The organism is Cryomorphaceae bacterium 1068 (assembly GCA_027214385.1).
Classification (GTDB): domain Bacteria; phylum Bacteroidota; class Bacteroidia; order Flavobacteriales_D; family Cryomorphaceae; genus JAKVAV01.
In genome coordinates this window covers 159,666-183,307 of the sequence record JAPVXR010000005.1, presented here as the reverse complement: position 1 = coordinate 183,307, position 23,642 = coordinate 159,666, and the positions used below count along the sequence as shown (strand labels likewise).

General features: G+C 42.3%; 27 protein-coding genes. 15 read left to right on the top strand and 12 right to left on the bottom strand.

Annotated elements, in window-relative coordinates:
- Positions 1-61 precede the first annotated feature (61 nt).
- Positions 62-1,300 (top strand): DEAD/DEAH box helicase, encoded by a 1,239-nt coding sequence (locus tag O3Q51_09180; GenBank protein ID MCZ4408979.1) that lies wholly within the window; start codon positions 62-64, stop codon positions 1,298-1,300.
- A 17-nt stretch (positions 1,301-1,317) separates the two neighbouring features.
- The gene (gene msrB, locus O3Q51_09175) at positions 1,318-1,725 is read left to right on the top strand and encodes a peptide-methionine (R)-S-oxide reductase MsrB (GenBank protein ID MCZ4408978.1); all 408 of its coding nucleotides are present in this window, start codon (positions 1,318-1,320) and stop codon (positions 1,723-1,725) included.
- Here the strand turns inward: msrB and O3Q51_09170 are convergent.
- Positions 1,705-2,268: an isoprenylcysteine carboxylmethyltransferase family protein gene (locus O3Q51_09170; GenBank protein ID MCZ4408977.1), complete on the bottom strand. Its 564-nt coding sequence runs from the start codon at positions 2,266-2,268 to the stop codon at positions 1,705-1,707. The two genes, msrB and O3Q51_09170, sit on opposite strands and share 21 nt — an antisense overlap.
- A gap of 46 nt (positions 2,269-2,314) precedes the next feature.
- Between O3Q51_09170 and O3Q51_09165 the strand changes: the two genes are divergently transcribed.
- Positions 2,315-2,929 (top strand): chromophore lyase CpcT/CpeT, encoded by a 615-nt coding sequence (locus O3Q51_09165; protein MCZ4408976.1) that lies wholly within the window; start codon positions 2,315-2,317, stop codon positions 2,927-2,929.
- 80 nt (positions 2,930-3,009) lie between these two features.
- Complete coding sequence (locus O3Q51_09160; GenBank protein MCZ4408975.1) at positions 3,010-3,159, top strand: hypothetical protein; 150 nt, start codon at positions 3,010-3,012, stop codon at positions 3,157-3,159.
- Between the two features lie 32 nt (positions 3,160-3,191).
- On the opposite strand, the gene O3Q51_09155 is transcribed toward O3Q51_09160, so the two are convergent.
- The 5 genes from O3Q51_09155 to O3Q51_09135 form a co-directional block, all read right to left on the bottom strand.
- The gene (locus tag O3Q51_09155) at positions 3,192-3,716 is read right to left on the bottom strand and encodes a hypothetical protein (GenBank protein ID MCZ4408974.1); all 525 of its coding nucleotides are present in this window, start codon (positions 3,714-3,716) and stop codon (positions 3,192-3,194) included.
- Positions 3,717-3,757: 41 nt separating this feature from the next.
- Positions 3,758-4,246 carry a peptidylprolyl isomerase gene (locus O3Q51_09150; protein ID MCZ4408973.1) on the bottom strand — a complete coding sequence of 163 codons (489 nt, stop codon included), beginning with the start codon at positions 4,244-4,246 and terminating at the stop codon, positions 3,758-3,760.
- 143 nt (positions 4,247-4,389) lie between these two features.
- Positions 4,390-5,745 carry a PhoH family protein gene (locus tag O3Q51_09145; GenBank protein MCZ4408972.1) on the bottom strand — a complete coding sequence of 452 codons (1,356 nt, stop codon included), beginning with the start codon at positions 5,743-5,745 and terminating at the stop codon, positions 4,390-4,392.
- 720 nt (positions 5,746-6,465) lie between these two features.
- Entirely contained in the window at positions 6,466-6,729 is a 264-nt protein-coding gene (locus tag O3Q51_09140; GenBank protein MCZ4408971.1) for a hypothetical protein, read from the bottom strand.
- 208 nt (positions 6,730-6,937) lie between these two features.
- Positions 6,938-7,504 carry a 1-acyl-sn-glycerol-3-phosphate acyltransferase gene (locus O3Q51_09135; GenBank protein MCZ4408970.1) on the bottom strand — a complete coding sequence of 189 codons (567 nt, stop codon included), beginning with the start codon at positions 7,502-7,504 and terminating at the stop codon, positions 6,938-6,940.
- Between the two features lie 39 nt (positions 7,505-7,543).
- On the opposite strand from O3Q51_09135, the gene O3Q51_09130 reads away from it, so the two are divergent.
- Complete coding sequence (locus O3Q51_09130) at positions 7,544-8,890, top strand: exonuclease domain-containing protein (protein ID MCZ4408969.1); 1,347 nt, start codon at positions 7,544-7,546, stop codon at positions 8,888-8,890.
- Here O3Q51_09130 and O3Q51_09125 read toward each other — a convergent pair.
- From O3Q51_09125 to nusB, 5 genes are read right to left on the bottom strand one after another with little or no spacing between them, the layout of a single operon-like run.
- Complete coding sequence (locus O3Q51_09125; GenBank protein MCZ4408968.1) at positions 8,887-10,533, bottom strand: endonuclease; 1,647 nt, start codon at positions 10,531-10,533, stop codon at positions 8,887-8,889. The two genes, O3Q51_09130 and O3Q51_09125, sit on opposite strands and share 4 nt — an antisense overlap.
- Before the next feature lie 38 nt (positions 10,534-10,571).
- Positions 10,572-11,174 (bottom strand): dephospho-CoA kinase, encoded by a 603-nt coding sequence (coaE, locus tag O3Q51_09120; protein ID MCZ4408967.1) that lies wholly within the window; start codon positions 11,172-11,174, stop codon positions 10,572-10,574.
- Entirely contained in the window at positions 11,161-11,448 is a 288-nt protein-coding gene (gene yajC / locus O3Q51_09115) for a preprotein translocase subunit YajC (GenBank protein MCZ4408966.1), read from the bottom strand. Before yajC ends, coaE begins: the two co-directional genes overlap by 14 nt.
- Before the next feature lie 14 nt (positions 11,449-11,462).
- Entirely contained in the window at positions 11,463-11,927 is a 465-nt protein-coding gene (locus tag O3Q51_09110; GenBank protein MCZ4408965.1) for a DUF1573 domain-containing protein, read from the bottom strand.
- The gene (gene nusB, locus O3Q51_09105; protein ID MCZ4408964.1) at positions 11,924-12,871 is read right to left on the bottom strand and encodes a transcription antitermination factor NusB; all 948 of its coding nucleotides are present in this window, start codon (positions 12,869-12,871) and stop codon (positions 11,924-11,926) included. Before nusB ends, O3Q51_09110 begins: the two co-directional genes overlap by 4 nt.
- Positions 12,872-13,139: 268 nt before the next feature.
- Here nusB and O3Q51_09100 point away from each other — a divergent pair, with 268 nt between their 5' ends.
- Both O3Q51_09100 and O3Q51_09095 read left to right on the top strand, forming a co-directional pair.
- The gene (locus O3Q51_09100) at positions 13,140-15,020 is read left to right on the top strand and encodes an ABC transporter ATP-binding protein (protein MCZ4408963.1); all 1,881 of its coding nucleotides are present in this window, start codon (positions 13,140-13,142) and stop codon (positions 15,018-15,020) included.
- A 61-nt stretch (positions 15,021-15,081) separates the two neighbouring features.
- Positions 15,082-15,477 (top strand): DUF3276 family protein, encoded by a 396-nt coding sequence (locus O3Q51_09095; protein ID MCZ4408962.1) that lies wholly within the window; start codon positions 15,082-15,084, stop codon positions 15,475-15,477.
- On the opposite strand, the gene O3Q51_09090 is transcribed toward O3Q51_09095, so the two are convergent.
- Positions 15,478-16,053 carry an NAD(P)H-dependent oxidoreductase gene (locus O3Q51_09090; protein MCZ4408961.1) on the bottom strand — a complete coding sequence of 192 codons (576 nt, stop codon included), beginning with the start codon at positions 16,051-16,053 and terminating at the stop codon, positions 15,478-15,480.
- 56 nt (positions 16,054-16,109) lie between these two features.
- Between O3Q51_09090 and O3Q51_09085 the strand changes: the two genes are divergently transcribed.
- From O3Q51_09085 to O3Q51_09050, 8 genes are read left to right on the top strand one after another with little or no spacing between them, the layout of a single operon-like run.
- Positions 16,110-16,790 (top strand): metal-dependent hydrolase, encoded by a 681-nt coding sequence (locus O3Q51_09085; protein ID MCZ4408960.1) that lies wholly within the window; start codon positions 16,110-16,112, stop codon positions 16,788-16,790.
- Positions 16,791-16,792: 2 nt separating this feature from the next.
- On the top strand, positions 16,793-17,605 hold the full coding sequence (locus tag O3Q51_09080; protein ID MCZ4408959.1) for an AAA family ATPase: 813 nt from the start codon (positions 16,793-16,795) through the stop codon (positions 17,603-17,605).
- Positions 17,598-18,479 (top strand): ParB/RepB/Spo0J family partition protein, encoded by an 882-nt coding sequence (locus O3Q51_09075; protein ID MCZ4408958.1) that lies wholly within the window; start codon positions 17,598-17,600, stop codon positions 18,477-18,479. Before O3Q51_09080 ends, O3Q51_09075 begins: the two co-directional genes overlap by 8 nt.
- A complete protein-coding gene (locus O3Q51_09070) occupies positions 18,469-19,068 on the top strand; it encodes a DUF5683 domain-containing protein (GenBank protein ID MCZ4408957.1) in 600 nt (199 codons plus the stop codon). The genes O3Q51_09075 and O3Q51_09070 overlap by 11 nt, the downstream gene beginning before the upstream one ends.
- A gap of 24 nt (positions 19,069-19,092) precedes the next feature.
- Positions 19,093-19,806 (top strand): 4-hydroxy-tetrahydrodipicolinate reductase, encoded by a 714-nt coding sequence (gene dapB / locus O3Q51_09065; protein ID MCZ4408956.1) that lies wholly within the window; start codon positions 19,093-19,095, stop codon positions 19,804-19,806.
- Positions 19,803-21,338: a signal peptidase I gene (gene lepB, locus O3Q51_09060; GenBank protein ID MCZ4408955.1), complete on the top strand. Its 1,536-nt coding sequence runs from the start codon at positions 19,803-19,805 to the stop codon at positions 21,336-21,338. Before dapB ends, lepB begins: the two co-directional genes overlap by 4 nt.
- On the top strand, positions 21,331-21,951 hold the full coding sequence (locus tag O3Q51_09055; GenBank protein MCZ4408954.1) for a WbqC family protein: 621 nt from the start codon (positions 21,331-21,333) through the stop codon (positions 21,949-21,951). Before lepB ends, O3Q51_09055 begins: the two co-directional genes overlap by 8 nt.
- A gap of 43 nt (positions 21,952-21,994) precedes the next feature.
- Entirely contained in the window at positions 21,995-23,638 is a 1,644-nt protein-coding gene (locus O3Q51_09050; GenBank protein ID MCZ4408953.1) for an acyl-CoA carboxylase subunit beta, read from the top strand.
- Positions 23,639-23,642 lie beyond the last annotated feature (4 nt).

Genomic DNA, 23,642 nt, shown 5'->3' with positions numbered 1-23,642 from the left:
AGTTAACAACACAGTGAGAAACGCCTAATTATTATAACTTGGTAATTTTAAAATATTCAGTTTGGCAACATTTAAAGAATTAGGATTAGGAGAAGAACTATTGCAGGGCCTGGACGCTATGGGTTTTGAGAAAGCCACTCCTATTCAAGAAGAGGCAATACCAAAGGTTCTGAACAATAAGGATCTCATAGCATGTGCGCAGACAGGAACAGGTAAAACCGCAGCATTTGTTTTGCCCGTATTGCAAAGATTGATGTCCAATCGGCGTGATGACAACTCCATCCGAGCCCTTGTGATCGTGCCTACTAGAGAACTGGCTTTACAGATTGACCAATCGGTTATGGGACTTTCTTACTTCGCTGATGTCAGTTCCATCGCACTTTATGGTGGAGGTGACGGTGCCGACTTCAATCAACAGAAAAAAGCGCTCGAATCGGGAACAGATATGGTTATTGCCACTCCGGGAAAGCTCATATCCCATTTGAACATGGGCTACATGAATATGAAAAATCTGGAGTTTCTAATTCTTGATGAAGCTGATCGAATGCTCGATATGGGTTTTGTGGAAGACTTGAATCGCATTGTCTCCTTCCTTCCGGAAAAAAGACAGAACCTTATGTTCTCAGCCACTATGCCTCCAAAAATCAGGGATTTAGCAAAGAGCATTCTGCACAATCCCGATGAAATCACCTTAGCCCTTTCTAAACCCGCGGAAGGGGTAATTCAAGTGGCATACATGGTGTATCCTGATGATAAACCTAAGCTGATCAAAAACTTGCTCGACAAAGAAGGGCTGGAAGGTGTACTGATATTCTCAAGGACAAAAAACAATGTGAAGCAGATAGCCAGACGCCTGAAGTCTACCCCGCTTCATATTGAGGAAATGCATAGTGATCTGGCTCAAACTGAGCGAGAAGAAGTCATGCGAAAGTTCAAAGCTAAAAAAGTACAAGTTCTCGTTGCCACTGATATTGTATCGCGTGGAATTGACGTAAAGGAACTGAAGCTTGTCATCAACTACGACGTACCTGATGAAGCAGAAGATTACGTGCATCGAGTGGGTAGAACAGCCCGTGCCGACTCAACGGGGATGGCGATCACATTCATTTCACCTGACGAGCAGCAGAAATTTTCCAGAATCGAAGCCCTGATAGGTAGCGAAATTAGAAAGCAGCCCGTTCCTGAGGAGGTTGGCAATAGCTTTACCTATAACCCTTCTGCAGGGCGAAGCAAAGGCAAGAGACCATTTAAGGGTAAACGAAAAAAGTTCAGTGGAAATAGGAATAAACCTCGACGCTAGCAAAGTGTTACTAAAACATGGAATATAAAGTTGACAAGTCTGAGGAAGACTGGAGAAAAGAGTTAAGTGCAGAAGAGTTTCGAGTTCTTCGAGAAAAAGGAACTGAAAGAGCTTTTACAGGTAAATACAATCTTCACTTTAAAGATGGCTTGTATAAGTGCCGTGCCTGCGACAACGAGCTTTTCACTTCGGAGAGTAAATTTGAGTCAGGCTGCGGATGGCCGAGCTTTGATAATCAGGTAAGCGAAAATGCCGTGGTGACCAAAAGAGATACAACTCACGGTATGATTCGTACAGAAATACTTTGCGGAAATTGTGGAAGCCATTTGGGGCATGTATTCAATGACGGACCCACTGAGACGGGATTGCGGTACTGTGTTAATTCGGTTTCGATCGACTTTGACTCAGAAAACCCAAGGGATTAGCATTTTCACTTCCTTACGGTAATTCAGGTATTCTTCGCCAAATTCATCGATTAGCTTGCGTTCTTCTAGCAAAGTCCCAACGATTAAGTAGAGCGTGCTAATCACCGCAAAGACCAGGTTTTTCCAATTGGGTGCAATCAAAAAAATACCAACTAGAAAAAGGAGTATTCCGAAATAAAGCGGATGTCGAACATAGGCGTTTAGTCCCGATCGAATCAAATACTTATTCTTCTCCTCTCGAAAAAGAAATCCCGAGCCATAGGCTTTACCGGCAATAGCCAGAACTATTGCTGAAGCCAAACAGAAGGCGTAACCTGCGAATCGCAAATTGCCCGTATCGAAGATCGATTCTGACGATACAATGAGGTGTAACCAAAGAAGGAGCAGAAAATTAACAGAAGCAAACGTAGAATAAACGAATCGGTAGTATGGATAAAAAGTAGGGACCGTCAGCTTCAGATATAGCTTAAATCGCGAAGTAGCCATAGCACTGTGCATAACGTAATAAATCATCCAAAACACACCTAGAACCAACTCATTCATTGTCGTCTCTTTTGTTATCTTTCCGAACTACTGAAAATACTAAGTAATGAAAAAGAGTGCAATCTCGGCATTATTAATTCTTTGTGTATCGTTTGGTTTTAGTCAAGAACAAAGCGAAGACTTCAATCAGCTACTCCAATGGATGACGGGTGAGTTTTCCAGTGCTGAGCAAGCAGCTGAAGATTCGGCCTATTTTGATATCAGCTTAAAAATGACGCGCATATGGCCTGAAAAGAAAACAGGAGCATGGGTCTATGTTGAGCAGGCCTTAGCTTCTACCCCTGATGAACCATACCGGCAAAGAGTTTACTTTGTTAGAGAAATGGGAGACGGTCAATTTAGCAGTGATATTTATATGATTCCAGAAGAAGAAAAATTCATAGGTGCCTGGAAAGATGTTTCACCATTCGCGGAAATGGATCAGTTTGACCTAAAGTACAAAGATGGATGCGCCGTTTTTCTTAATTATGATGGTTTTCAATATTCAGGAAGTACAAATAAAGGAACATGCAAAAGCAGCCTTCGAGGTGCGAGTTATGCCACCTCTGAAGTTAAGATTATAAAGGGTGTTTTAGAAAGCTGGGACAGAGGTTATGATGAAGAAGGAAACCAAGTATGGGGTGCTGAAAAGGGAAGTTATATTTTCAAAAAGAATGATTAATACTTAAAAAGTTGTTAAAGTTTTGGTAAATCCAAAAACATGTTGGTTATTAACACGTTATTAAGATAAAGATAGTTCAAATGGCAAGACGAAAGAAAACAGATAAGATAAAGGAACTCAAGCCAAAGATAAAAGTTAGACTTGATCATAAAACGATAATTACTGTCAGAGATATGACTAAGTATGAGTTCTGGAAAGAAAAGTTTCCCGATGCAGTAATCATCGATTGAAATATTAGAACCCGGCTGATCAGTCGGGTTTTTTATTGAGAAAGAATTTCTTCCATCCTATCAAAATAGGACTGTTTAAAAGCACCTACCCCTTTCCAAACGATCTCCCCCTTGGGATTTAAAAGGTAGAAATAGGGCTGCTTTTTATCTTCTATTCCGAAATCAATGAAAGGTTCGCGCTCGCCTGAATAGACGTAAACATGATCTAGTACTAGCTTCTCATTGTTCTCCTGCAGCTTTTGGACCACTTGGTTCTTGGCCATTTTCATGGCTCCGGTAAAAAGGGGAAGAAAACAAACTTTTACATCATACAAACCGTCCATAAGTCCTGTTTTGGCTATGAACTTGTTGTAAATGGGTACTTGCCAAGTTTTGAGGTCATCTTCTGCTTTTTTGCCCGTCCCTACCCCTATTAGAACAAAGCTTCCCTCAAAAGCTCCAGGTACATTAACTGTTTCGCCATGAATGGTTTCTGTCGTAACGGCAGGAAAAGAATTTTGAGCCAACACCACTCCGAAAGTGGCTGTCAGCGAAAGAAAGAGCAGAAGGTATTTCATTGAGCTGTTTCTAAAGGAAACGCGAAATAACCAAGAAACTTTTATTCTCGATAGACTTTTGTCATGATAACTTCCTCTTCCGGCCAGTCACTCATGCCTTTCTTCACAGTTGTTTCAGCTTTTCTAATCTCATTCACAACGTCCATTCCTGAGGTAACCTTACCAAAAACAGCATATCCTGCATTTCCCGGTGCATAATTCAAAAATCCATTGTCCTTCAGATTAATAAAAAACTGTGCAGTAGCGCTGTTTGGTGCATTTGTGCGTGCCATGGCAATGGTGCCTACGTCATTCTTGAGACCGTTTTCGCTTTCCAATATGATTGGGTCTCTGGTCTCTTTTCTATCTCCTTCGTCTGTGAAGCCTCCGCCTTGAATCATAAATCCATCGATTACACGATGAAATACAGTATTGTCATAAAAGCCGGCATCCACATAAGCCATGAAATTAGCAACCGTAATAGGTGCTTTATTGGGGTCTAGCTCTAGGCTAATATTTCCTTTATTGGTTTCAATTACGACGTATTCCATAGGTATAGGTTCAGGAGTTTCTTCTTCGATTAATTTTTCAGGTTGCACTTCAGCAGGCTCCTCAGTTTTTTGAGGTGTATTGTTTTCCGTGCAAGCAGCAAAAATACCCATGATTGCGAATAGGACAAGACTTTTTTTCATGATTATAAATATTCGTTGGCAACGTTAGCTAATTCGGACCGCTCTCCTTTCTGAAGAGCAATATGAGCGGCGATTGGATGATCTCTTACTTTGTCTATCAAATACGATAGACCATTACTTTGAGCATCAAGATATGGTGTATCAATTTGATGAATATCACCGGTGAAGACAATCTTGGTATCATCACCCGCTCTGGAAATAATGGTTTTAATTTCGTGTGGGGTCAAGTTCTGAGCCTCGTCAATGATGAAGAAAATCTTTACCAAGCTTCTACCACGGATATAAGCCAAAGGTGAAATGGCAATTTTTTCAGTCTCTAACATGGTTTCAATGCGCTTGTAATTCCTATCAGTCGGCTTGAATTGCCCTTTGATAAAATTCAAGTTGTCCCAAAGCGACTGCATATAAGGATCAAGTTTTGACTTGATATCTCCCGGCAAATACCCCAAATCTCTATTGCTCAAAGGGATGACCGGTCTGGCAACGAAAATTTGGCGATAATCGGAACGCTGTTCTAGCGCAGCTGCAAGAGCGAGGAGCGTCTTTCCTGTACCTGCCATACCTTGAATAGTAACCAGTTTTATCGATGGATTCATTAAAGCGTTCAAAGCGAAGCTCTGCTCTGCGTTCAATGCCTTTATTCCATAAGCTTCTTCATCCTTTACGCGTTCTAGAATCGACTCGTCCTTGTTATAATGCGCAAGCACTGACTTGCTTCTGTGCTTTAGAATAAAATACTGATTGGCATATAGCTTCTTTTTCTTCAGTTGCTTGGGATCTCCGATACCCGCAGCATAAAGCTTATCGATTAACGCTTCACTTGCCTTATCGACTTGAAGATGTCTCTGATCTATCGTTTTGACATCTTTCACCTTTCCGGTCTCATAGTCCTCCGCGGCAAGGTTAAGTGCTTTTGCTTTAAGCCTGAGGCATATATCCTTAGATACCAAGATCACCTTCTTATCGGGATTTTCATCCTTAAGACTCAAAGCACAATCGAGAATTTTATTGTCGTATTTGCTATCGTCAAAAACGGTTTCAGAATTAATCCGGCTCTTTTGTGTGTGAAGTATTACTTTAAAATTACCCGTTGTTCTTCCATTTAGAGGAACCCAATCATTGATCAGTTTCTCTTTGGCTATATCATCTACAAATCGGATAAATTCCCTCGCTTCGAAGTTTACGGTCTCGTTTCCCTTTTTAAAATTATCGAGCTCTTCCAATACTTGAATCGGAATGGCTATGTCATTCTCCTCAAAGTTCTTGATCGCATTGCTGTCGTATAGAATGACGGAGGTATCAAGTACAAAAATTTTCTTGCTCTTACCTTTGGTAGGGGTGGTTTTTCGTGTAGCCATCTAGATCATTATCTGCTTTAAAGGTAGAAGCATCAGCTCGGGTTGAGCCGAATGCAAAACCCACTTATTCACAAGAAAGCGTGGAAAGTATCAGGGGCTATAAAACAGTAAGGCGGAACAAAGAATCTTTGTTCCGCCTCATTCAAAAAAGCCTTAGCCTTTTTCAATGGCCAACTAACAGTTCATTAATTTCACATATGCCCCTAAGAGCCATGATCTAACTTCAATCGAAGATTTCTTCTTTATCGCGACTTCGCCAATGGCCAGGCCGCATAGGAAGTGTTATGGGTGCTTCTCTATCCGTAGATTTCAAAGCGCACTTCTTTCAAAAGAGAAAATGTCTATCGGAGACATCCTTCGCAGGATTACTCCTTCTGATAATGACTTTTGCGAACTTAATCGTTTCAGATTTCACCGAAGTCAAACCCTTTCATCATGTATCGCAGACCAGTCGAAAAGCTAATTAAAGCAGTGATTTCTCACTTTCAACTACTTCAACGAAAGTCTTACCTCGCTTGGTAAACCAACTATCTCTTCGTTGACTGACACTAAGGTAGGAATGGATACGGGAATAGCAAGAAATTCATTGGTGGTGTTTCTCACAAGCTATTCACAACACTTATAAACGACTGTTAATAATCGATGGATAGAAAAGGTATGAGAAATGAAAAAGGCCGCCCTATAAAGGACAGCCTCGAAATGCGCTAGTATCTATGCGTGTTAAGCGTGGGTGTTAGCAGTCTCCAACTGAGCTCTTCCCTTTCGGGTCAAACCATACCCACCTTTGTTTTCAATAAGTCCTTTCAGGTATAAATTGGTGATCCTCTCTCCCACTCGTCCTTGGCCTAAGCTCAAATCTGAATGAGATTCTACTTCCTTCCAAAACTTTGTCTCTAAGCTCCGCAACCTAATTTTGGATTTGTCTGTCGTCTGTCGTTTGTGCTCCTGTATGATTTCCAAAATAAGACTGTCGTATCTATCCATTGCAAAGTGATTTATTGGGTTAAAGAAATCTGTCTCCGAGAGAGACACTGGTTTCAAGTTCGTGTTACTTAAACATTAAGTATGCTTTAAAAGTACTCAACACGATGCTAACATATGCGTAATGTGAATAAAAAATCCATGTTGATAAAATGGCCTTGCAAAAACCGATACGTCTATAACAGCCTGAATTTCTGCAACCTAATTTTGATCAAGATTGTTGATACATGGTCAGTTCGGGGTGCTTGGGAGTAATCTTTTCAAAAAATTCCCGCATATGGTTCAAATCCTCTTCCATATTCCCGGCGGGCTCAAAAAACTCACTGATTACTACCTTTTTCAAGGCAAAATCGAACCCAACCAGAACAATAGGCACCTTTGCTTTTTGCGCCATGACATAAAACCCGGTCTTCAACGTGTCCGTCTTTTGACGGGTTCCTTCAGGAGTAACACAAAGAGCAAAATCGTCGGAGCCATTGAAGAACCCAACGACCTGATCTACCAATGAATTATTCTTTGATCGATCAACTGGATAGCCACCGAGCCCCAAGAAAAGACCACGAAATGGGAATTTAAATAGTTCCTTTTTTGCCAAGTACTTCACGTTGATCTTGAGTAGTTTTCTCGCTGCCACCCCTACGAAAAAATCAATATTGCTGGTGTGAGGAGCCACTACAAGGACATACTGCTTTTTGTCTGCAGGAATTGTTCCTTTGAAACCCCATCCACTTAATTTGAACCACCAAACACATAACTGCGTAAACAATGCACTTATCATAGGGCAAAGAACCGAAAATTAACAAGAGTTACGCCAAGGATGCCCGGATTAAATACCTTTGCACTGATTAAAGAGATGTACGTAATTGTAGATATTGAAACGACAGGTGGAAATAAAAACACGGGTCGGATCACCGAAATAGCCGCTATTAAACATGATGGTGAGAAAGTAATTGACACTTTCGAAACCCTGGTTAATCCAGAACGTCCGATACCTCCATTCGTACAGCGCTTGACGGGCATTTCTGATAAAATGGTTGCAGATGCTCCGCTTTTCAGCGAGATAGCGGAAAAATTTGACCGTTTTACAGCGAATACAATTTTCATAGCTCACAACGTAAACTTTGACTATCGTTTTATTCGAGAGGAATTTCGCAAAATCGGTATGGAGTTTAGCCGCCGTAAAATGTGTACGGTTCAGTTGAGCCGAAAAGCATTCCCCGGACTACCGTCGTATAGTTTGGGTAAAATAACTGCTGAACTTTCTATCGCTCTGGAAGGTCATCATAGGGCTGGTGTAGATGCAAAAGCAACTACCATACTTTTTGAGAAAATCATCCAAAAGGAGAGTCAAAAAGATCTGTTTGATCTCAATTTTGGAAAACCTGATTTCGCAATGATTGCGAGTCCGCTTATTGACGAAGAACTGATTGATTCCATTCCCGATGAAAGTGGTGTATTTAGATTTTACAATCAGAAAGACGAGGTGGTCTACGTAAAGCGCTCTCAACATATGCTAACCGATGTGTGCAAAAAACTCTCGGAAGTTGACAGTAAATCGGGTCAAGACCTTCTTAAAGATCTTCACCGCATTGACTGGTCTCCACTTGGTAGCGACCTGCTTTCTCAGCTTGACGAGGCTTATGAAGTTCTGAACGAAAAACCTCAATTCAATGCAGGCAAATTTAGCATCAAGCCTAGATTTGCGGCTTACCTAAAGTCAGAAGCAGAGGTAGTCAAACTTACCTTGGAGAAAATCAGGAAAGATCAAAAAGCCGAACTTTATTTCACGAGCTTTTTTGAAGGTTTGGATTATTTTAAAGAGCTCTCGAGCACTTCGGGTATCGAAATTGATTATATCAAGAATGGAAAGCACAACACCCCCACTCTTGATTTGACCTCGGCGTTCGAAGGCGAAGGTAAATCCATATTCCCTGAGACCGAATACCTCATCGTAGACGAAGGACGTTCAGCCTCCGAGAACTCTGTAGTATACGTAAGAGGAACCCATGTGGTGGGCTACGGGTTTGTGGATAGCGAAAACAACGATGGATACATCAGTGAAGATGATCTTATCAAAACGTTCGAACATCTACCCGAATTGGAGCTCGTTATACGCAAGTACACAGAAAAAGGGCGGTATCAAAAAATGCTCTACTTCGACTAGCGGCCTACTGCCAATCTCTGAATACCATACGAACCATTCTTGAAATATACCTTCACGAGGTAGATTCCATTCGCAACTGATTCCAAAGGATAAACTGAAGAAGGGGTGGCATAAGCCATCACTTCTCGACCTCTGATGTCCAGCAATTGAACCGCTTGAATGTCGCTAGTATTTCCGCTTAGACGGAAAACATCTTGAGCGGGATTCGGGTGAAGAACAATGCCTAAGTCAGTCAGGTTGCTCAAGCCAAGAACACCGTCAGCAGTCAAAGGAATAGTGACGGGTTCGGAGTTTGGTAAATTAGTATTGAAAACCAACGCCCCGTTTGACAGACCTTGAACAATTGAAGGATTGAAATTGACTTTAATTTCAGCAGATTCTCCCTGACTGATTACAAAGCTCACGTCCTGCCCATCAGCCAAACTAAACCCTTCACCACCCACTTCAATATCCGATACGCTGAAAAATCGCTCGCCTGTATTGGCCAACACAATGTTAAAATCAGCAGACTCTCCTACTACCGTTCCAAAATTGACTTCGGTATGACTGATCTCCAGCTCACCAACATTTGGTCGATTTTGGTCAGTACGAAAGGAGAAAATTCTATTCACCATCTGCGGATATTCAGCAAAGGGATTTCGGTTATTCTGGTAGGCGAATATATCTTCACTACGCTGAAGGTCAACCTCAGTCGGAGGAAATTCAAAATGCCATTCTCTCATAGCATTTTCCATATCTGCAGAAAGGTGCCCTCCAAAATTTTGGTAGTTGGTGACAAAATAAAGTATGGCTCTCGCTGACAAACCTTTTTGTTCATCACGCGGTTCGAAAACCAGCTCACCCGATGCATTAAATCCTCTTTGGCTCCCGCCTTCACTCCAGTCTACTCCGCTCACCACATTTCCGAACCGAAGATTACCTCTAGTCGAATTAGCGTTGACATCAGTCACAAAAAGATGGTGAATATCTGATACCATTGGATCAGCACTGTTGAAATTTCCTTGGGGAAAGGTATGTTCCGTATTTAGATTATAATTGTTCTGAGCGTCTTGGCGGCTTGTGTAGCCTACTGCATCTGTACCAATATATGATCGGGTAAGGCGATTCTGGACAGAACCTTGTCCATTCAACCGTTGATTATCGATTTCCATGTACATTTTGTCGCGAGCTAAGCCATAGCCTAAAGTAATGTACCCATCACTCAAAATATCGCTCAAAGCTTCTTTCAAATCTTCGTCTATTTCATCAAAAGTGTCATCGTAGTAATCACCAGGGTAATCACATACACCTCTTAAGTCTACGGCAATTGCGCCTCTGTTTCCCGAGGTTTTAATAATCATCTCGGTATTATGGTCAATATTGTGAACGGGATCAAATACGACCTCCAGGGTGACCATACTACTTGCAGGAATAGAACTTGGAATATCGCTGATTTGAAAGGGAGAACTCTCGTAAATATCAAAAAACAGTATCTCCTCTATTAGAACTTCTTCATTTGACAAATTGATAAGTTCAATTGAAATGTTTTCGGGCTCACCGTAATCGACCATCTCAAAATCTACAGTGGTAACAGAAGTTTCTACTACCTGAGCGGAAACTGAAAGAATGAATAGGAAGGTAAAAAGAGTAAATACTTTATTCATGGGTTGAATTTTATGGCTGCGAAAATAATCTTTAGCATCTAAGCTGAGCGCAGTATTGCGTTATGAATTTGTAAAACCTTTGGGATAACAGGATTCTTATCGTCGTTTTCAATCTCGAAATGGGCGTGAGGTCGTTTCTCTTCATCGCTGAGCTGGGCAGAAATTCTTTTTTCAACCGATGCGCGATCAGTCTTATCTCTGCTCAAGGCTCTATCGATCCTTAAGGCCTCAGGAGCTGTAACCAATATCAAAGCATCCAGCTGCTCATAACCGCCTGTCTCGACTAAAATTGCAGCTTCTTTCAGCACGTATGGTAATTGCTCATTAGCGGCACAAAACTCTTCAAAAGCCGTCCCTACCGCCGGATGGATAATTGAATTGAGGGTTTCTCTCTGGGACGAGTCGCTAAAAACGACTCGAGCCAAATAGTCGCGATCGGGTACGCCATCGCGATATGCTCCTGCTCCGAAATGACCGCGCACCGCAGAGACCACTTCAGGATCTGAAGTGAGAATTTGCTTTGCAATAGCATCTGCATTGAAAACGGGAACACCAAGAACGGAAAACACCTTTGCTACAACAGACTTTCCTGCGCCAATACCGCCTGTAATCCCAACACGAAGAGGTTTACTTTTTGGCAATGGCTTCTTCACTGACACCATCAGGAGAGATGGCAGATTTTTCAACCTTCAGCTTTGTACCGGTCATGGTGTCAATTAAAACCGTCTTTTCTTGAACTTCCAGCACCTTACCATGGATTCCTCCAATGGTTACCACTTTGGTACCTTTTCCCAGTGCTTCGCGAAATTTCTTGGCATCCTTGGCTCTCTTGGCCTGCGGACGAATCATGAAAAAGTAGAAGACGGCAATAATACCGACCCAGAAAAGAATATTGATTAATTCACCTTGTTCCATATTGTTTCTTGATTTTACTTCATGTTGTCAGGAACGACAACATCTGTTTTAATAAGGAGTTGCGTTGCAGCGGGTATGGTATTCGCCGAAACGATAATGCTTACGTTTTGAAAACCCACCTTGCCGTCGCTATTAAACTCTACTTCAATTTCTCCGCCTTCCCCAGGCATCACTTTTCCTTTTGGGTAGCTGCGAGGAATCGTACAACCACAAGAGCCGTCAACATTTGAGATGAGCAAAGGCACATTTCCCGTATTCGTAAATGCAAATTTGTGTGTAATAAGTTCTCCTTGTGTTATTTTTCCTGCTTCGATTGTTTTTTCACTAAAGTTGATGACTGCGATCTCGTCTTCATCATAACTCCCGTCTTCCTGAACCGGTATATCTATCACCTCCGTGCCTACCGCACGGTTTTCACTTTCTTCGCAGCTAGCGAAAAGTCCGATTATAAAAAAAGCTATTAAATACTTTACTTTCATTGGATCAAACCTCTTCCCACCTTGGCGATGGTTCCTTCTTCTTTTAGTTGAGCAAACAGTTTATCCAAAACACCATTTATAAAATTGCTGCTCTTTGGAGTGCTGTAATATTTTGAAATCTCTATGTACTCGTTCAGCGTTACTTTCAGCGGTATTTGCTTAAATTCACGAGCTTCTGTCAAAGCCATCCGCATGAGAATCATATCCATCATTGCTATTCGTTCGATCTCCCAATTCTCTGTGTGTTCTTTTATGAGCTTATTGTGCTCTGCCGCTTGAGAAAGAGTCTTCCTGAAAAGGTTTTTGGCAAACTCAATCTCATCTTCAGGATCCTTCCAAAGTGAAAGAATGGGGGTGAATTCATCAGAATCTTCTTCGAAACTTTTGAACGTTTTCAATGCCATTGAGGCCACGATATCCAAATCATCTGACCAAAAAATGCTCTTTTCATCAAAGAACGATTGGAAAGACTCCAAATTAATCAAGTGACGTTTGAAAAAACGAATAACGAGTTCCTTATCTGCTGCGTAACTGTCCTCTTCGGCCGACATGTAGTTCTGATACTCTTCACTTTCCAAGAGTATGCGGTAAAACTTTCTAATCAACTCTCCTTCACCCGTCCAAGAAACTTTCTTTTTTTCAGAAGCTGCATTTAAACTCTTATTTACATCCAGCTGCTTCAAAAAGCGATTCTGAACGAAACGCATATTTGGATTCAGGTCCTCTTCAGTAGGAAGACGTTTTTTCTTGTTGTCCTCAATTTTCTTCTCAGCTACATCCCTAACGTATGTCATTACCGACATCAAGTAGATATACATTTCATACATCTTCTCTATGCTGAGGAATAATTCTTTCTCTGCTGCTGCCACAGTTTTGCCACCGGACTGACCCATAGCGTAAAGCATGTGCAAAATTTTAATTCGGATGTGTCGGCGGTTGAGCATGTCCGTTTTCCCTTAAACTGATTTGAAAATGTCGAGAATAAATTCAGCCGGCAAAACTATACAAAGTTCTCTGTTAAGACCAAGATTAGTCTTAGAATCAAAGAGAAAATCGAAAGCGAACTTTGTTTCTTTCAAAATTGAAGGAATGAACTTTGCCTGTACTTCGGTGTTTTTTATCGGTTCAATTAGACTTAGCTTTGCAGACCGTTAAAGGTTCAAAAGTAAGCTTTTTCGATCAACCTCAACCGAGGAAAATCAAGGAAAATCAATGAGAGCACTTGCTCATCTTAATCAGTACCTCTGGAAATATAAATGGCACATAGTCTTTGGGACGCTGTTTATTGTTCTATCCAATCTATTTGGAATTTACGCTCCTGTGCTCATAAGAGAGGCATTCAATTTGGTGACTGAAACCATGGCAGCCTATCAAGGGGATGGGGTTTCTGATTACTCCATAGAGGTGCCTTACTCCGTAAAAGTGATTAACGACCTGTTTGGATTCGATAGCAGCGTGTTCAGCAACATTAACGAAAAGAGTTCTTTGGCAGGGTTGATTACTCGATTATCGCTCATATTGGCAGTCATCTACTTGGGAGTATCCGTTCTAAAAGGAGTGTTTCTTTTCTTTACTCGACAGACCATTATAGTCATGTCACGATTGATAGAGTTTGATCTGAAGAATGAAGTTTTTGATCACTATCAAAAACTGAGCTTAGCCTTTTACCGTCGGAATAACACAGGCGATTTAATGAACAGGATTAGCGAGGATGTAAGTCAGGTGAGAATGTACCTCGGCCCGGCGATAATGTACAGCATCAACCTTGTAGTCCTCGCCATATTGGCCATCGGCGCCATGCTAAGAGTCAATGTCGAGCTCACTCTATATGTTTTGCTTCCCTTGCCCTTATTGTCTATCTCGATATACTACGTCAGCAAAATCATCAATCAAAGGAGCGAAAAGGTACAACGACAGCAATCTCGACTCTCGACCTTAACACAGGAGGCCTTTTCGGGAATACGAGTTCTCAAGGCCTATAATCGTCAAAGTTTCATTCAAAAGGATTTCACCAGAGAATGCAATACGTATAAGGTACTCTCCCTTTCACAAGTAAAAGTTGACGCTCTTTTTATGCCTGCGATCATTCTCTTAATCGGGTTGAGTACTATTATTACCATCTACGTCGGCGGGATTAAAGCCATACAAGGAGAAATCAGCATCGGAAATATAGCCGAGTTTGTGATTTATGTGAATATGCTCACTTGGCCATTTGCCAGTGTGGGATGGGTCACTTCATTGGTTCAGAGAGCTGCTGCTTCTCAGGAAAGGATTAATGAATTTCTCCATACCGAACCCGAAATCGCCAACCCCGGAAACGATAAAGACAACATTTCGGGAAAAATCGATTTTAAAAATGTCTACTTTGTTTATCCAGATAGCGGGATTGAAGCTTTGCATGACGTTAGTTTCACCATTCCTCAAGGCTCTACCCTTGCCATTATAGGGAGAACCGGATCAGGAAAAAGTACAATTGCCAATTTGATCTGCAGAAATTTTGATGTTAATCAAGGTCAATTGCTGGTAGACAATGAACCGATCAACTCCCTGAATCTTGAAAGCTTGAGAAGTTCAATCGGTTACGTACCCCAAGATGTTTTCCTATTCAGCGATACCATTGCAAACAATATCGGTTTTGGGCTCAACCCTGAAGATGTAAGTCCTGAAATCATTAAGCAGGCTGCCGAACGGGCATATGTTAAGCACAATATTGATGAGTTTCCAAAGAAATTTGAGACCATTCTGGGAGAAAGGGGGATCAACTTATCGGGTGGACAAAAGCAACGAGTGAGCATTGCCAGAGCTATTGCCAGAGAGCCTGACATTCTCATTTTTGACGATTGCCTTTCAGCTGTTGATACTGAGACGGAGGAAATCATACTAGGCAACCTCAGAGAGATAATGAAAGGCAAAACAACCCTTCTCATCAGTCACCGCGTTTCTACCGTAAAGTTGGCAGATCAGATCATTGTGCTTGATCATGGAAGGGTAGTTGAGAAAGGTAGCCATGAGGAGCTCTTGGCCCTTGATGGCGAATACCGCGACCTTTATCAGAAGCAGCTCCTAGAGGAGAAAAAGGCGGTAGATTCATAGGTTCTACCTGAAATTGTATATTTGCAGCACTACACTACTACTAATCTAATTTCTATCACCTATGTCAACGGAACACGACGATTCGATTCGAGACGACATTTTCTCAAAAGCGGTACGAGCCGGAAAAAGGACTTATTTTTTTGATGTCAAGTCCACGCGAGGAAATGACTTATACCTCACCATTACCGAGAGTAAAAAACAATTTAAAAATGGGGAGCCTTCTTACGAGAAGCACAAACTCTTCCTTTACAAAGAAGACTTTGAAAAATTCAGAGATGGCTTGACAGAGGCCATCGACAAGATTAAAGATATCCGTTCAGGGAACAATGAATTTATTGACCCTGCAGATGAAGAGCATTCAGAATATCATCCTGAAGTAAAACAGGAAGAAATAAAAGAAGAGTCTCCTGTTGAATCGTTCACTGATATTTCTTTCGACGATCTCGACAAGCGCTAATTAAAACTTCAGAAAACCCTTGATTTGTTGGGAAAGTAAGTCATTGTATTCCTCAAGAGCTATTTTACCGCTTTCGTTTAAGTGCTGATGCACAGACGAAAGCGGTATTTTTTGGCTATACACTTCCATTTTCAGGTAGTTGAGCACAGCTGCCAAATGGTCCATGCCTCTCAAATTTCCTGCCCTTCCAGTCGCAACACCAACCAAAGCAGCTTTTTTACCTTGCCATACACTTGGCTTAATGGTGTCTAAAAACAACTTTGTCACTCCCGGATAGCTCCCGTTGTATTCGGGTATAATGAAGACAAAACGATCAACAGGTTGTATCATCTCCTTCAAAACTTGTGAAAAACTTTCCGGAGAGTCTCCGTAATTTTCAGCTAAAAGGAAATCTCCAGGCAAGTCACAAAAAGAATATACCCGGGCCTCGAAACCCTGATCTTCAGCGAGTTTCCTGTAGTTTCTAGCAATCAATTCGGTGTTGCTATCTGAACGATTTGTAGCACTGAAAATGGTGATCATTTGGATGTCTGGATTAACAAAAAACTGTGCAAAATAAGGCTTGGAATTCTCCATTTGAAAAGCCGAAATGAAGTACTTTTAAATTTCCTAAACCTCGTTAAAGAGATTTCATGACGATAACGTATTACGGCCATTCTTGTTTCGGGATTAATCACAATGATAGTCGAATTTTGTTCGATCCATTCATTAGTCCGAATCCTTTGGCCGCAGATATAGATGTTGAAAAAGTCGAAGCCGATTTCATTTTGATCACCCATGGTCACATGGACCATATTGCCGATGCCGTGAGTATTGCCAAAAGAACGGGTGCAAAAGTGATTACGAATTTTGAAATTTATCAATGGTTAGGAAATCAAGGAGTAGATAACGTGCACCCAATGAATCACGGGGGCGCAGTACAACAGCCATTTGGAAAAGTGAAATATGTAAACGCCGTTCACAGTTCATCTCTGGACAATGGCACTTACATGGGGAACCCCGGAGGATTTGTCATAGAATTCGGAGACCTTTGCATTTACTACGCAGGTGACACGGCGTTGACTTATGATATGAAGCTGATCGCTCGTGAGTTTGATGTCAAATGGGCTTTTTTGCCCATAGGCGACAACTTTACTATGGGAGTAGATGACGCCATCGTAGCAAGCGAATTTGTGGATGTGCAAAACATTATTGGGATGCATTACAATACTTTTCCTCCGATCACGATTGATTTGGAGGAAGCCAAAAATAAATTTACTCAAGCCGGTTTGGACTTGAAGATAATGGATATAGGAGAATCGATCGAACTTTGAATATGGGAAAGATAATTTCAATTGCCAATCAGAAAGGTGGAGTAGGAAAAACCACTTCAGCTATCAATCTGGCCGCCTGCTTAGGTGTGCTGGAGCACAAAACCCTTTTGGTCGATGCCGATCCTCAGGCCAATGCCACCAGCGGCGTAGGCATAGATCCTAAAACGATCAAGACCAGCATTTACGAATGCTTGATCAACGAGGTAGACCCAAAGGATATCATCATACATACGGATAATCCCAACTTGGACCTTATCCCTGCTCACATCGATTTGGTAGGTGCCGAAATTGAAATGATCAGCCTTCCGAATAGGGAGAAGATGATGAAGCACGCCTTGCAAGAATTGAAAGAGGAATATGATTTTATCATCATAGACTGTTCACCATCACTGGGCTTGATTACCGTCAATGCTCTTTCAGCATCAGACTCTGTCATCATACCGGTTCAATGCGAGTACTTTGCTCTTGAGGGTTTGGGTAAGCTATTGAATACCGTTAAAATCGTTCAGTCGCGTTTAAATACTGATTTGGCTATCGAAGGTATACTACTCACCATGTTTGATAGTCGATTGAGACTGGCCAACCAAGTGGTGGAAGAAGTGAAAATGCACTTTCAGGAGCTGGTATTCAATACTGTCATCCATAGAAATACCAGACTTGGTGAAGCACCTAGTCATGGAGAAACCATCATCATGCACGATGCTTCTTGCAAAGGATCGATCAACTACCTCAACCTCGCCAGGGAAATTCTTCAAAAGAATGATCTGACTCGCATTAAGACTGAGGATAAAATGATTGAACTGGAAAATGAGTAAAAAAAGAGGTTTAGGGCGAGGGCTAAGTGCTTTATTGGAGAATGTCGAAACCGACATCACCTCCGGAGTAAGATCCGAAAGTGCTGAACGCGTTCTTGGTTCTGTAGCTATGCTTCCTGTAGAGTCCATCGAAGCCAATCCTTTCCAGCCACGTACAGTTTTTGAAGAGGAGCCGCTTATGGAGTTGGTTCAATCCATCAAACAGCTCGGTATCATTCAACCCGTAACGGTCAGGAAACTTGGTCACGATAGATTTCAGTTGATCAGTGGTGAACGAAGGTTTCGTGCTTCTCAAATAGCAGGACTCACGGAGATTCCGGCTTACATCAGAGTCGCCAACGATCAAGCCATGCTCGAAATGGCTCTCGTTGAGAACATCCAACGCAGGAATCTCGATCCTATCGAGATTGCCATCTCCTACCAAAGACTGATCGAAGAATGCAACCTTACCCAAGAGGCCATGAGCCAAAGAGTCGGCAAAAAAAGAGCCACGGTTAGCAATTACTTGCGATTGCTCAAACTTCCTCCTCAAGTGCAAATGGCGCTGAGGGAATCAAAGATAACCATGGGCCATGCCCGCGCTCTCTTGGCTTTTGACAGTGAAGAGGAAATACTAATTGCATTTGATAAGATTCTGGCAGACGGGATGTCTGTAAGACAAGTTGAAGATTTTGGAAAAGAATCTAAAAGTAAAAAAGCGAAGAAAAAACCTGCGCCTCTTTCCTTTGAACACCAAAAGATAAAGTCTGATTTAATGGATCGATTTGGCACAAAAGTTGACATCAAGCGCGATCAGAAAGGAAAAGGAAAAATTGAGATTACCTTTGCCTCAGATGATCAACTAAGACGCATCATTGATTCACTTGAAGACTAGATTCATAAAACGCATTTTTCTCTCCACTCTCATCATTTTCTGTGCGAGTATGGTATTTGCTCAAACAGATACTACGGAGGTAGAACTTGAAGTAGAGCGTGGCACAATCGAGGGTACGGTTGCTGAAGTCGCTACCGAATCAGAATTAAAACCTCATAGTCCTAAAAAAGCTACCATCATGTCTGCTGCCCTGCCTGGACTAGGGCAGATTTACAACAAGAAATACTGGAAAGTGCCGATCATATATGGTGGATTTGCAGTAGCGGGTTGGTACCTGAACGACAACCTCAAGCAAATCGACCTTTACAAAGACGCGTTTAAAGCTGAAACAGATGGTGATCCCACCACTGAAAACGGAACAGGTTTCACAAGTACACAACTCGAAGAGTTGATCAGTCAATACAAGACTTGGCGCGATCTTTCCTACATCGCCATTGGAGCGATCTATGTTTTGAATATCATAGATGCAAATGTCGATGCTCATTTGTTTTACTTCGATGTGGGCGAAGATTTGACGATGAATATTCAACCTTTCGTTACTCCGTCACTTCAACCGGTAACGGGAATAACATTATCTCTTAAATTGTAACTTCGACCGCTTGGAATCGTCTCTATGAAAATTTCACTAATCGGCTACGGACGGATGGGTAAGCGAATTGCTGAACTGGCGAAGGACAGAGGTCACGAAATCGTGGCTACCATTACTTCTGAAAATAAATCAGAGATCAACAATCTTCCTTCTTGTGACGCTGCTATTGAATTTACTCAACCGAATTCAGCCATTGAAAATTTCAAAGAAGTGCTCCAACAGTCTATTCCATTGGTTACAGGCACTACCGGTTGGTATGATGAAATGAATGAAGTAGAACAGAACTGTGTCGAATTGAATGGCCGCTTTTTTTATGCCTCCAATTTTTCGCCGGGAGTGTTCATTACGCATCATCTTACTGCCGAGCTTTCGCGAATAATGAATGACTTCAATTATACGTCAGAAATTGAAGAATGGCATCACACCGGAAAGAAAGATGCCCCAAGCGGAACGGCTACAACACTGGCAAAAGAAGTCATTTCCGAGAACAAAAACTACACTTCCTATCACCTCAAAGGTGAAGAAACTAAAGAAGGCTCACTCCCTATTGCGGCTTACCGCGAAGGAGATGTAAAAGGAACCCATATTGTTCGGTTCAAGTCCGAAATCGATTCAATAGAAATAAAACACGAAGCATTTTCGCGTGATGGCTTTGCCCTCGGAGCGATAATGGCCGCGGAATTTCTCGTTAAACAGAAACCCGGTTTTTACTCCATGAACAACCTTATTCAACTATGATCATAGCATACGGTATTTTTTATCTGACTATCCTCTCCTATTTTGTCTGCCTTTGGAAAATTTTCAAAAAGGCCGACCGTGAGCCGAGTTGGGCAGGATTCATTCCCATCTACAATCTATTCGTTTGGCTCAAGGTCATTAATAAACCATGGTGGTGGCTATTGATTCTGATAGTACCTGGGGTGAATTTTGTTTTGCTTGGAGCCATGCATGTAGAGCTGGTAAGAGCTTTCGGCATGCGAACGACAAAGGACTATTTGATCGCGATCTTCTTGCCATTCCTAGCTTTAGGAATGATCGCTTTTAAGGATGATATCAAATATATTGGCCTACCTGATTACAAAGCCGAAAAGAAAAGCAGAAGCCGAGAGTGGGCCGAAGCCATCGTCTTTGCAGTTATTGCAGCTACCATCATCCGCACATTCACTATTGAGGCATTTACCATCCCCACTCCATCGATGGAAAAATCTTTGTTGGTGGGAGATTATCTTTTTGTCAGCAAACTGAGCTACGGTCCTCGATTGCCGATGACTCCGCTTACCTTTCCATTTACTCACCATACGATTCCTGTGATCAACACCAAGTCGTACGTTGAATGGCAGAAACTCCCCTACATGAGGCTTCCCGGCTTCGGAGATGTTAACCGCTATGATGCTACGGTTTTCAATTTCCCCGAAGGAGATACCGTGGTGGTAAATGCTCAAGAAAGCAGCTACTACCAACTCGCTCGACAATTCGGTCGAGAAAACTTACAGAAAGAGAGATTCATTACCGAAGAAGGTAGAATGGCCGAAACAGGTGGAATTACCGTTCGACCACTAGATAAAAAGGAGAATTACATTAAACGAACAATTGGCCTTCCCGGCGACGAAATCCAAGTGATAGATCGACGCGTTCACATCGATGGTGAGCAGATTCGCAGACCTAATGGTGTTCAATTCGTATATGAAGTGTATACCAAATCTGCGCTTTCCGTGGAAGTACTTCAAGAGAAATACGACATCTACATAACAGATGCAGAACGTCAATTTTATGCTTCGAATCGGTTTTACCGAATGCCGTTGACCGATCGAGAGAAGGAGATCGTCGAAGGAATGTCTTCAGTGGACTCGGTGACAATCGAAATGAAAAGGCCACAAGCTGACTTGCACATCTTTCCTAATCATCCCAACTACAGTTGGACAGAAGATAATTTCGGTCCTCTATGGATTCCAAAAGCAGGAGAAACCATTGATCTCACGATGGAAAACTTACCACTTTATCGCAGAGTCATCGATGTTTACGAGCACAATGATTTAGCTGTAAAAGACGGTTCCATTTTAATCAACGGAGAAGTAGCTTCAAACTACACCTTCAAGCAAGATTACTATTTCCTAATGGGAGATAACCGCCACAATTCCGCCGATTCACGGTTTTGGGGCTTCGTTCCTTTCGATCACATCGTGGGAAAAGCAGTATTTATCTGGTTTAGCAAAGATCCTGAAACGGGAATTCGCTGGAGTAGATTATTCTCGCTTGTGGGCCATGAGTGATGAGCTTCTCATCGTTTCACCGTTAAGCTTGATTCCGCCTATTGGACTTTTTGTCGCTATGGCGAAAGGCCACAAGGTATATTTTGATACCGCCGAGAATTACGTGAAGCAAACCATACGCAATCGGTATCACATTCTTTCGGCAAACGGAGTTCAAACATTAACCATTAATGTGGTCGGACAAAAGGGCGAAAAAACTCCTTCCGGGAATATTCTTATCGACTATGATGAGCCGTGGATACGATTGCACAAGCGAGCCCTGGAATCGTCGTATCGCTCCTCTCCTTTCTTCGATCACTATTATCCTAAGGTGATCAATCTTTTCGAAGCGCGACATCCCGATTTCGGCGCCTTCTTTCGCGAAAGCTTAAACCTGTGGCTCAGACTGCTCAAATTCGAACCAAACTTTTCCATCCAAGACAAGTACGTTGAAATCGACGCTGATTATGATCTCAGGACACGAATCAAGAGTCCGGACCAGTTTCCTGCTGAGTTTCAATCTAAAAAGTATCTTCAAGTTTTTAGCGATCGCTTTGACTTTCAACCCAATTTATCGATTCTCGACTTGCTCTTTAACGAAGGCCCTGCCTCGCTGTCTGTCTTAAAGGGTTGAAACCGTATATTTGGACACCACTGAAAAAAACCACGAAGCGCTCATGGCGAATACGAAAGAACTGGAATTGAATAAAAATGAAGACACCATGCGATTAATGGTGTCGAAAGTGAGAAGGGAACTCGAAAAAATCTACCTCGGAGGAGGAAAAGCAAAAATTGAAAAGCAGCATAAACAGGGTAAACTCACCGCAAGGGAAAGAGTGGACCTACTGCTGGACGAAGACGCAGATCGCATTGAAATAGGTGCATACGCCGGACACGGAATGTACGAAGAGTATGGAGGCTGTCCCTCAGGAGGTGTGGTAGTAGTGATGGGTTATGTCAAGGGTCGCCAGTGCATCGTGGTAGCCAATGATGCTACCGTAAAAGCTGGTGCATGGTTTCCCATAACGGGAAAGAAAAACCTCCGAGCTCAAGAAATCGCCATGGAGAATCACATCCCCATCATCTATCTCGTAGATAGTGCCGGAGTGTTCCTCCCGATGCAAGACGAGATTTTCCCCGACAAAGAACACTTCGGAAGAATATTCCGCAACAACGCCGTGATGTCAAGCCGAGGCATCCCTCAAATAGCAGCCGTGATGGGTAGCTGTGTGGCTGGTGGTGCCTACTTGCCCATTATGAGCGATGAGTCGCTGATCGTGAATAAAACAGGGACCATCTTCTTGGCTGGTTCTTATTTGGTAAAAGCAGCCATAGGCGAAAACATTGACAATGAAACTTTGGGAGGAGCATCTACGCATAGCGAAATTTCAGGTGTTACGGACTATAAGGTTGAAGATGATCAGGAGTGTTTGTCGACCATTCGAGACTTGGTCGATAAGATTGGAGAGACCAACCAAAAGGCTGGTTTCAATCGTGCTGAGCCAACAATGCCCAAAGTAAAACTCAGCGAAATCTACCGTGCCTTCCCAACGGATAAAGGAAAAACATACGACGTTCGTGAGGTGATTAAATGCATCGTGGACGAAAGTAAAATGACCGAATACAAAAAAGGCTTTGGTCAAACCATCGTATGCGCTTATGCGCGAATCGACGGATGGTCGGTTGGGATCGTTGCCAATCAACGTAGTATCGTGAAAAGTGCAAAAGGCGAAATGCAGTTTGGTGGAGTGATTTACAGCGACTCTGCCGATAAGGCCGCACGATTTATTATGAACTGCAATCAGAAAAACATCCCTCTCGTTTTTTTACAAGACGTTACCGGATTTATGGTAGGTAGCCGAAGTGAACACGGAGGAATCATAAAGGACGGAGCCAAATTGGTGAATGCCATGAGCAACTCGGTCGTACCCAAATTCACCATCGTGATGGGCAACAGCTACGGTGCTGGAAACTACGCCATGTGTGGAAAAGCATACGACCCTAGGCTAATCGTTGGGTGGCCAACCGCCCGAGTAGCGGTAATGGGTGGAGAGCAAGCAGCAAAGGTCCTGCTCAGTATTGAAGTAGCTTCACAAAAATCAAAGGGAACGACAATCACAGAAGAGAAAGAAAAAGAACTTTTTGATAAGATCAAAAACCGTTACGATGAACAAACCAAGCCGGAATACGCCGCTTCTCGCCTTTGGCTAGATGCCATCATCGATCCTGCAGAAACACGAAAACATATCGCTATGGGAATTGAAGCTGCCAACAATTCACCGGCTGAAAAACCTTACAATGTTGGAGTTCTTCAAACATAGTCGA

Coding starts and splice junctions, on each gene's coding strand:
- O3Q51_09145 (MCZ4408972.1), bottom strand. CDS start 5,745: ATGGCTACACGAAAAACCACCCCTACCAAAGGTAAGAGCAAGAAAATT.
- O3Q51_09165 (MCZ4408976.1), top strand. CDS start 2,315: ATGAAAAAGAGTGCAATCTCGGCATTATTAATTCTTTGTGTATCGTTT.
- nusB (MCZ4408964.1), bottom strand. CDS start 12,871: ATGCTCAACCGCCGACACATCCGAATTAAAATTTTGCACATGCTTTAC.
- O3Q51_09055 (MCZ4408954.1), top strand. CDS start 21,331: ATGAGTGATGAGCTTCTCATCGTTTCACCGTTAAGCTTGATTCCGCCT.
- O3Q51_09100 (MCZ4408963.1), top strand. CDS start 13,140: ATGAGAGCACTTGCTCATCTTAATCAGTACCTCTGGAAATATAAATGG.
- O3Q51_09140 (MCZ4408971.1), bottom strand. CDS start 6,729: ATGGATAGATACGACAGTCTTATTTTGGAAATCATACAGGAGCACAAA.
- O3Q51_09050 (MCZ4408953.1), top strand. CDS start 21,995: ATGGCGAATACGAAAGAACTGGAATTGAATAAAAATGAAGACACCATG.
- yajC (MCZ4408966.1), bottom strand. CDS start 11,448: ATGGAACAAGGTGAATTAATCAATATTCTTTTCTGGGTCGGTATTATT.
- O3Q51_09090 (MCZ4408961.1), bottom strand. CDS start 16,053: ATGGAGAATTCCAAGCCTTATTTTGCACAGTTTTTTGTTAATCCAGAC.
- O3Q51_09085 (MCZ4408960.1), top strand. CDS start 16,110: ATGACGATAACGTATTACGGCCATTCTTGTTTCGGGATTAATCACAAT.
- O3Q51_09075 (MCZ4408958.1), top strand. CDS start 17,598: ATGAGTAAAAAAAGAGGTTTAGGGCGAGGGCTAAGTGCTTTATTGGAG.
- O3Q51_09130 (MCZ4408969.1), top strand. CDS start 7,544: ATGCCCGGATTAAATACCTTTGCACTGATTAAAGAGATGTACGTAATT.
- O3Q51_09160 (MCZ4408975.1), top strand. CDS start 3,010: ATGGCAAGACGAAAGAAAACAGATAAGATAAAGGAACTCAAGCCAAAG.
- O3Q51_09170 (MCZ4408977.1), bottom strand. CDS start 2,268: ATGAATGAGTTGGTTCTAGGTGTGTTTTGGATGATTTATTACGTTATG.
- O3Q51_09080 (MCZ4408959.1), top strand. CDS start 16,793: ATGGGAAAGATAATTTCAATTGCCAATCAGAAAGGTGGAGTAGGAAAA.
- O3Q51_09125 (MCZ4408968.1), bottom strand. CDS start 10,533: ATGAATAAAGTATTTACTCTTTTTACCTTCCTATTCATTCTTTCAGTT.
- O3Q51_09110 (MCZ4408965.1), bottom strand. CDS start 11,927: ATGAAAGTAAAGTATTTAATAGCTTTTTTTATAATCGGACTTTTCGCT.
- O3Q51_09150 (MCZ4408973.1), bottom strand. CDS start 4,246: ATGGAATACGTCGTAATTGAAACCAATAAAGGAAATATTAGCCTAGAG.
- dapB (MCZ4408956.1), top strand. CDS start 19,093: ATGAAAATTTCACTAATCGGCTACGGACGGATGGGTAAGCGAATTGCT.
- O3Q51_09155 (MCZ4408974.1), bottom strand. CDS start 3,716: ATGAAATACCTTCTGCTCTTTCTTTCGCTGACAGCCACTTTCGGAGTG.
- msrB (MCZ4408978.1), top strand. CDS start 1,318: ATGGAATATAAAGTTGACAAGTCTGAGGAAGACTGGAGAAAAGAGTTA.
- O3Q51_09095 (MCZ4408962.1), top strand. CDS start 15,082: ATGTCAACGGAACACGACGATTCGATTCGAGACGACATTTTCTCAAAA.
- lepB (MCZ4408955.1), top strand. CDS start 19,803: ATGATCATAGCATACGGTATTTTTTATCTGACTATCCTCTCCTATTTT.
- O3Q51_09135 (MCZ4408970.1), bottom strand. CDS start 7,504: ATGATAAGTGCATTGTTTACGCAGTTATGTGTTTGGTGGTTCAAATTA.